The organism is Candidatus Cloacimonadota bacterium, assembly GCA_020532355.1.
Taxonomy (GTDB): Bacteria; Cloacimonadota; Cloacimonadia; order Cloacimonadales; family Cloacimonadaceae; genus UBA5456.
Genome location: JAJBBD010000146.1, coordinates 1 through 9,201 on the forward strand (window position 1 = coordinate 1; position 9,201 = coordinate 9,201).

The following is a 9,201-nucleotide window of genomic DNA, read 5'->3' on the forward strand; positions in this document are numbered from 1 at the left end:
CCATATTTAGCATATTTTTATACACGAGATCTCGTTTTGGTTGGATTTTTTGATCGTAGCTATACCCTCCCCTTTCTTGTAGAATGAGACTTCGTCCCATGCCCCGATAATTCAACGGTCTATTTTGTGTGTTATGAACCATCAGCTTCAGTTATTCCTCGCCAGAATTTCAACTATCTTCTCTTGATACCATTCCCATTACAATAGCCAATTGTTAAAGATGCTTACTCCCGTGATAATGCTATCAGAAAAGGATGAAGGCAACTTGAATGAACTTTTACTATAGCTTGAAACAATGGCTGTGAAAAGAGAATTGAGATAGTAGTAAGAATCCAAGGAGGTTTTTGTTTTTTCACATATACACGATGAAAGCACACTTCTGCCACAAAAAACAGGCTCCCCAAAGGGAGCCTGCGATTTATGGATAAGCTTAATTGCTTATTTCATCATGATCATTTTCTTGGATGCGCTGTATTTACCGGAGGTCATTTTGTAGAAATATACTCCGGAGCTTACATTGCGGTTATTCATATCGGTTCCGTTCCAAATCACTGTGTGTTCACCAGCGGCTTTTTCGGTATTAACCAGGCGTTTTACAAGCTGACCTTTCAGGTTGTAGATTTCCAAGCTAACAGGACCGTTATCTTTAACGCTATATCTGATGGTTGTTTCCGGGTTGAAGGGATTGGGATAGTTGCCTTTCAGCTCGGTTTTTACTACCGGAGCATTCACGTCGTTGTTATCGGATGAACCGCTATACACGGTGAAGTTATCGACGTAGAATACGAAAGCATCATCAGAAATACACTGAATACCAATATATACACTCTGATCGTCATATTGGGAAAGATCATAGCTATATTCGGTCCAGTCTGCAGGAGCTTCCACATAATCCGGTCCAGTTACAAATTGGAAGAGTTGATGGATGATAGTATCATAAGTTAACACACCAACTCTAAAGCGTTCCATTCCGTATTGAGTAGTGTGACTTCTGGCATAGAATCTAATGCTGCTATTTTCTTCCAAGGCAATCTGAGGAGTAATCAGCCAATCGGTATTGGGAGGAGTGGTAGCTGCAAAGCTGGCAGCCATTTTATCTCCCTCAAACGGAGCAAGAGTAGTTATAGGAGGCACTGTGGCACTAGGGTTGAAGATGATGTATGCCATGGCGCTTTCGCTATTTGGAAATTCTATACCATCAAAACCGTAGGTAGTAGAAGTATCTAGGTCGAGTAGAGTCCAAGGTGCAAACACGGTTGCGAAGTCATCGTATTCTTCAAAACTGTCTTCTAATACGATTGCACCCAATTCCACATTAACTGTTACATCAACGGTTACAGGCATAGATTCTGCTTCTCCATACAATCCGGTAACTCCATACACATAGTCCCCATTAGGAAGAGCAAGATCGGTATAGGTTGTTACCAGAGGATCGCCAATAGTGGCAATAGGGGTACCATCACGATAGACCTTAAAGCCAATTAGGGTAGCGCGTTCGTTATTTTTGGGGCTACTTATGCGATGGCTGGCAAGGTTTCCGGAAGGTGTGGGCAGGGGAGTTTCGGCAATAGTTGGTAGTGGAATTGCCTTAAGAGTCATATTTTGTGCCACAAAGGTCTGGATTAACCAGTTATATCCTAAAGGAGGATCGGTAATCTGGCTGAGGGTTGACCATCCACCCATGTTAATTAGATTTCCCTTGCCTTCAACAGCAGGACCGTCATCACAACCGGCAGGGAAGCCTCCCTGGGTGTTTACATTATAACCGATCCAATACTGTACTCCGGCATCAATTGGGATAGGATTGCTAAGGTAAACTGTAGTCCAATCATCAATGTTAAAGCTTGGAGCTACTTGGGAGTGAACCAGGCTTCCGGGTGTTGTTGCAGTGCCACCAGTCCAGATCTTAATAGTGTAAATTGCATCTAAATACATGGGGGCAAACTTAACCTGAGCAATGGCTCCGCCAACATAATCTGTAAGATCATTTGCTTCATAACGATGAGCTACATCGAAGTTGGCAGGACCATCAAGGCCAATACTGTTGCCCAGCATACTGTTATCACTCCAGGAAATCCATTCACCTTCCATCGGAGTAGCGGGGCTTACCCAGTTGAGCACAACTTCGTTTCTATTAACTGTAGCAGTTAGATCTGTAGGAGCTTCGAGTTCTTCGATCTCTACATCGATAGTGTTTGATGGTTCAGATTCACCACCTGTGTATGTGGCAGTTACGTAGTAAGAATAGCTTCCAGGGCTTGGAACTGAATCAACAAAGCTAAGGGTTTCGGGATTGTTAACAAAGCTTACTAAGGCTCCATCGCGGAATATTCTGTATCCGGTCTGATTGCGGTTAATAATCTGTTGATTGCTATTGGTTGCAGTTTGGGTATCACTAATAACAGAAAGATTACCGGCAGGTCTGCCAAGAGGAGCTTCCACGATGCCGGCAGGCATGTGAGCGAGGGCGCGACCATAATCTACATAACCTTGAATAGACCAGTTGTAAGGCAATGAAGGATCGGTTACCTGTGTTAGGGTTGTCCATCCACCAAAGTTCATTAAGTTGCCTTTGCCTTCGTTAACGGGGCCAGCATCACAACCAGCCGGGTATCCAGATGGAGTGTCGATACCAACGCCAATCCACAGATTTCCAGTGGCAGGGATTGGGATGATTGTGTCTAGTTCAACTTCATTCCAACTATTCGCAACCGGACTGGCTACCAATTGAGAGTGAACCAGAGTAGAAGGCTGGGTAGCCGAAGTCCCAGTCCAGATCTTGATGGTATAGGTAGCTTGAGCTACTTTGGGAACAAACTTCACAGTGGTAAGAGTAGATCCGTGAAGATTTGCCAAGTCGTTTGCATCATAGCGGTGAGCTATATCAAACTGTGCGGCAGCATTTGTGCCAATACCGTTGCTGGTATTAGTAACATCACACCAAGTAATCCATTCTCCGGTAGGAGGAGGAATTGGAGCATCCCATGCTAAATGAACATCCATGCCAACTATACTGGTAGTATGGAGGTTTGAGGGAGCCCAAAGATCATCTCCGCCTGAAGATGTTTCTACCACTGAGCGAATCATGATTTCACCATCGGCATAGGCATTCCAGCCGGAACCGAGATTGGTATAGCTAAAGCCATTGCTGCTGGTATCTACACCAATAGCAGAGTGGTTTGGTGTTTCTAATAAAACCATATAGAACTGTCCGGATTCTACTACTCTATCGCCGGGGATAGGAATATAATTCCATCCGGGGAGAATATTGGCGGCTGGATATTGAACTTGATTGCCAATCATTGTGCCGGGAAGTCCAGTTTCAGGATCGACCTCATGAATACGGAGCACGAGCTGTGCAGTATTTACGGTTTCTACAAAGACCTTTCCATATTTTAGAGTAACGGGCATTCCAGCATATTCGTTGTATAAAACACCCATTTGTCTGGGAGAACCAACATTGAGGCCTAGCTCGGGACTGCCGTCATCGTGAGAAAGTTCAACGAAAGATTCGGGCATCACAAATACTACAGCGGTATTAGTGGCAGGAGATTCATATTCTCCATACATGGCTGTAACATGGTAGTTATGAGTTCCACCGGCTACTTCAGTATCGGTATATTCAGTAATAGTGCCATCCACTTCGGTAACCAGTGTATCGTCTCGATAAATTCTATAGGATGCTACGTCGCGATTGATTCTGCTGTAGTTACGATTAAAATGTTTTTGGAGTGGTGCATTAGCATAAGAAGGAGTTTCAGGAAGTTCTCCCATAACATATTCTCTGCCTTGAGCATCCGCTACATATACCTTAATATTCCAGTTTCCTTCAAGATCGGCAAGAGAAGTAAGAGTAGTCCAGCTTCCCATGTTAATCATGTTCCCATAGCCATTTACCGTGGGACCTTCATCGATACCGGCTGGGTGACCAAGTTCGGCATTGCAACGGTACCCTGCACTTACAACGGTTGCGGCAGGAATAGTATATGGGGTATCTAGAACAATTTCATTCCATTCACCGATAACGGGGTCTGTTACGGCTTGATCGAATACCAGATTAAAGGCATTACTGTTCCAGATGCGAACCGAATATTCACAAGCGGCTTCCATCGGGAAGATAGCAATTTTGGTAATATTCATACCAACGTAGGGTTGAATGCTGTTTTCTATGCCCATGGCATCCCATTTTGCAGCTACGCTGAAATCTGCGGCTTCGTTGGCCCCAATCGAGTTCCCTTCGTTCTCACCACAATAGGTAAGCCAGCCTTCTTCACCGGGTTGAACATTAGTACCCGGAGCGTCCCAATCTAAATAAACAGAATTTCCATCAACCTCCGCTACCAAGTTTTCAGGAGGGGCAATGTAGATATCGTTGTAGATTTTGAAATCATCAATCATCAATCCGGTGCCTTCCGCAGTATCGTTAGATTCGAAATACCAGCGGAATTTTACGGTTTGACCGGCGTAATCTGTAATATAGCCACTAAGGCTATAACTATCTACCATAGACATCCATGTAGTGGGAGCATCGCTATAAACATAATTAACGCCTTCTTCATCGTTATAAGGATTACTCATGGCGTACCAGGAAATACCATCATCAGGAGAAATCTCCCAACCAAAATAATCCACATCTGGGAAAGTGCCATTGTCGATAAATTCGCCCATAAGCATAAAGTCGGCGCGAATTTCCCCTTCGGAGGGAAGAGTAATGGAAGGGCTTACCAAATAGTTTAGCATATATGGATTGTAGGAGCCGGCTTCGTTTTGATTCTTCATCACATGGGTTGGAGAGGGAGCTGTTACATCGGTGGCAATGTGCCAAAGCTGTCCACCGAGTGGTACCAAGCTGCTCCAAGTCATCATATCATCGTCAACACCGTTGTTGGTGTAGCCGCCAAAAGAAATGTCATCTACCATAAAACCGAACATATCGGATTGGTCGGCCGTGCTATAAGCCGGATCTGAGGCAAAAGCAAAACGAATTTTTACGCTTTGTCCAATGTAGGCAGAGAGGTCGAAAGATGCATTTGTCCATCTGTCGACAATTCCGCCCCAACCGGGTACGCCTAATCCTTCACCATGTTCACTGCCGAAGGCATAGGAGTTTTGAAAATGATAAGCAGGGCTTCCGGAAATCACATTCCAGGTGGTGCCGCCATCGGTAGATATGCGAATATTTGCAGAATCCCATCCATCGTAGTCTCCGTTCACGCCTGGGTCTTCTAAGCCGAGTCTCATTTTAAATGATAAAACTGCACCATCAGTAGTGATGGTACGTGCGGGAGTATCGAGCACCAAGTATTGATGGTTGTAGTATCCACCAATATCATCGCCAACGGCAAGCTCTGTATCTCCCATCCACCACACATCGCCTTGAGCATCACCATTATCATAAGGGTGCCAATTGTTGGGGCTCTCAGCGCCGTCATACATAATCCAGCCTTCAGCGCCAGATTCAAAGTCTTCCTGATAAGCGACTACTTCGTAGGCAAAAGCACTACTAAGCAGCATCAGGGCCAATATAATAAGCCAATTCTTTTTCATTGATCCTCCTATAGATCAAGGGATTATTCCATAATCAACAACTAATACACGTTGCAATATTTTGTCAATCTCTTTTTGTTATTACAGCATATGTTGTTCCAAAAACAAATATGTTTCAAATAGTTAGGTGTATTGTAAACGATACAAGTCATAATAAAGACCTTTCTTATCCAATAAGTCGAAGTGAGAGCCCTCCTCCACAATTCTTCCTTTATGCAGCACAATAATGCGATCTGCATGCTGAATGGTAGAAAGACGGTGCGCAATAATGATGGAGGTGCGATTCTTAATGATTTTTTCCAAAGCGTCCTGAATGAGTATTTCGGTTTCGGTATCGATATTGCTGGTAGCTTCATCAAGAATGAAAATGGAGGGGTTATATGCCAATACCCGGGCAAAGGCGATTAGCTGACGCTGTCCGGTAGAAAGTGTTGCTCCTCTTTCCATTACAGGTTCGTCATATTTATGAGGGAGTTGTTGGATAAATTTATCGGCATTAACGTATTGAGCCACTTGGCGAATCTCTTCGGCAGTCATCTTACTGTTGTTTAGGGCGATGTTTTCACTAATATTGCCGCTAAAGATAAACACATCCTGCTGTACTATACCCACATTTGTGCGCAAATCTCTAAGAGCATAACTACTCAGATTCTTCCCGTCGATTAAGATGCGGCCTTTCTGATATGGGTACATGCCCAAAATGAGGTTTACAATAGAGGTTTTTCCGCTGCCTGTATGACCTACTAGGGCGATTTTTTCACCAGGTTTTATTTTGAAGCTAATATCTTTTAACACCCATTCATCGTGATTATAAGCAAGCCATACGTTTTCAAACTCGATCTCTCCCTCAAATTTAACATTGTTAATAAGCTCGGCACGGTAGTCTTCCGGTTCTAGCGCCATGAGGTCGAAGATGCGTTCTGCACCAGCTAGAGCGCCTTGCAGCACATTAAACTTTTCGCTAAAATCGTTGATGGGTTCAAACAGTTTGCGGATGTATTGAGTAAAAGCCATCAAGAGGCCTATAGTAATGGCACTGCGCAATATCTGACCACCCCCATACCAGATAATGATTGCCACGGCGATCTGCGAAGAGACATGAATTATGGGTCGGAAGAAGGCAAACAACTTAAGCTGTTTCATGGATGTAAGGAAATACATCTGATTGATGGCGGCAAATTCATCCCGTTTGTGGCTGTATTGGTTGAATAGTTGGATAATCTTCTGTCCGGCTATGTGTTCGGCAAGAGTGGCATTCAATTGTGCCAGATATTTGCGAACTTCACGATAGATAACTCTTGTTTTGCGTCGGAATATCGCTATTACCCAGATTACTAGCGGTAAGATAGCCATGCTTACCAGAGCTAGTTGCCAATCCAGAATCAACATCAAAGCAACGATGGCGATAATTAGAATTACATCTTGAACGATGGTTATTACGCCTGAGGCAAGCATTTCATCGATGGCGCGAATGTCGTTTGTAACGCGGGTTACCAAGCGCCCAACCGGATTTTTATCAAAATATTGCGTTGGCATTTTCTGTAAATGGGCAAATACATCGTGTCTCAGATCGTTCATGGCTTTCTGGGAAAAGGTGGTAGTCATAACCGCCTGAGAGTATCCACTAACAAATCTGATAATGATGATGCCCAGGTATAATAGAGAAAGCCACAAAAGCGCTACAGATGAATCCTGCCGCACTTTCAATCGGTCATTACGGGGAAGTTCTTGCATCTTAGATCTGGAAACTGCAATTTTTCCGCTTCCAATCATGAAGTAGCCGGCTAATTCTTCAATGCCATCTTCAGGATTAGCGTCAAATTCCAGATGTTGTTGCAATATAGCCCGATTTGTGGCGTTATCATCCACCAAGAACACAGTTTGGGGGCTAACGATGCCAAGGTTTTCCAATTCTTCCAAATGAGGTTTATCCATTTTGTTGCGATCGGAAGCGGAGATTACCACAAAATGAATCTTATCTTGAGAGTACTCTTTTAGTTTAAGCACTTCATAATGTTGCATAAACTCTTGGTACATATTCTCATCGGTAAAGATGGCGATAGATTTATCCGAAACAATGTAGTTGTCGATAGCTGTGCTTTGAATAAGCGGCAAGATCAGCTCTGCACCGGTTACCAGCATCAATACCAAGAAAGAAATTATCACCCATTTCATATAAGGTTTTAGGTAATGTGCCATTTTGCCATAAAGTCGGCGATCGTAGAATTTTCCCTTTATTTCATCGGCAGAGAAGGCTCCCTGTTGTCCGTGCATCATTATTATGCCTCCTCTTCTTCCAGTCTTGCCCGAATGCGTTGTTTCTCGAAGAGATCGCGGTAAATTCCTCCTGCCCGCAATAATGAATTGTGATTGCCACGTTCTTTAATAACCTTGTTTTCGAGTACAATAATTCTATCTGCATGTTGAATGGAGGAAATGCGGTGAGCAATAATGATTGTGGTTTTTCCAGCTCTGGCTTGAATTAGACGCTCCAAGATTTGTCGTTCAGTTTTTGTATCCACTGCCGATAGAGCATCATCCAAGATAAGTACTTGAGGATTTGTAAGTAGAGCTCGCGAAATTGCCACTCGTTGCTTTTGTCCGCCCGAGAGAGTAATGCCACGCTCACCTACCATAGTTTCAAATTGATGGTCAAAATCCATGATTTCATCATGCACACTGGCGATTCTTGCGGCTTCGTATACGGAATCTATGGGTTGATCAGGATTGCCCAGGCGAATGTTATTGGCAATAGTATCACTAAAGAGGAAGATATCCTGCGGAACCAACACCAGATCTCTGCGTAACACTTCAAGTGGTATGCGGTAGAGTTCATTATCGTCTATAAAGATCGAGTTTTTGGGTGGATTGTAGATGCGAACCAGAAGCTCAATAAGGCTTGTTTTGCCACAACCAGTAGCCCCAACAATGGCCAAGGTTTTGCCTGCTTCTATGCAAAATGAGACATCCTTGAAAATGAGGGGAAGATCTTTATCGTAGCTGAAATTAAGATTCTTAACCTCTATTCTGCCCTCCAGCTTTGTGATGTTGGGGTTCGCCTGTTGATCGTCAATTTCCGGTTGTACACCAAAGATATTGTTTAAGCGTTTTAAGGAAGCTGTTCCTCGCTGATACATGTCAACTATCCAGCCAATCGCGATCATCGGCCAAACCAGCATGCCCAGGTATTGGAAGAACGCTATAAATCCGCCAATGGTTATATCGCCACGGATGGCGGCGCGCCCACCAAAGAATAGGGTGATTATCATCGAACAAGCAATAATAAAGCCTTGAAAGGGATGGAAGAATCCGGCGATTTTAGCCATAGAGATATTCTGTTTCACATATTCAAGTCCCACTTCGTCAATCTTTCCCAGTTCGCTTTGCTCTTGTCCAAAGGCTTTTACGATCCGGATTCCGGAAACACTTTCTTGTATCTTGCCGCTCATGGCCGCAAAGCTTGCCTGCACCAAAGCAAAGCGTTTGTGCATCTTTTTACCAAAATACCCTATAGTTATGGAAAGGATGGGCAAGGGTATGATCGCCAGCAAAGTAAGCCGGAGATCTATAGAAACCATAAAAGAAAAACTCGCTATGGTCATCAAGATAATATCCATCGCCGCAATCAGGCCCATTCCAAAGAGCATTCGTACC

The 9,201-nt window shown here is 43.8% G+C and carries 3 protein-coding genes; all 3 read right to left on the reverse strand.

Going from position 1 to position 9,201, the window contains the following annotated elements; genetic code table 11:
* Positions 1–438: 438 nt before the first annotated feature.
* On the reverse strand, positions 439–5,547 hold the full coding sequence (locus LHW48_05410; GenBank protein ID MCB5259901.1) for a choice-of-anchor J domain-containing protein: 5,109 nt from the start codon (positions 5,545–5,547) through the stop codon (positions 439–441).
* 123 nt (positions 5,548–5,670) lie between these two features.
* Positions 5,671–7,824: an ABC transporter ATP-binding protein/permease gene (locus LHW48_05415; protein ID MCB5259902.1), complete on the reverse strand. Its 2,154-nt coding sequence runs from the start codon at positions 7,822–7,824 to the stop codon at positions 5,671–5,673.
* Between the two features lie 2 nt (positions 7,825–7,826).
* Positions 7,827–9,201, reverse strand: a 1,375-nt coding sequence (locus tag LHW48_05420) for an ABC transporter ATP-binding protein/permease (GenBank protein MCB5259903.1), incomplete at its 5' end; no start/stop codon positions are given.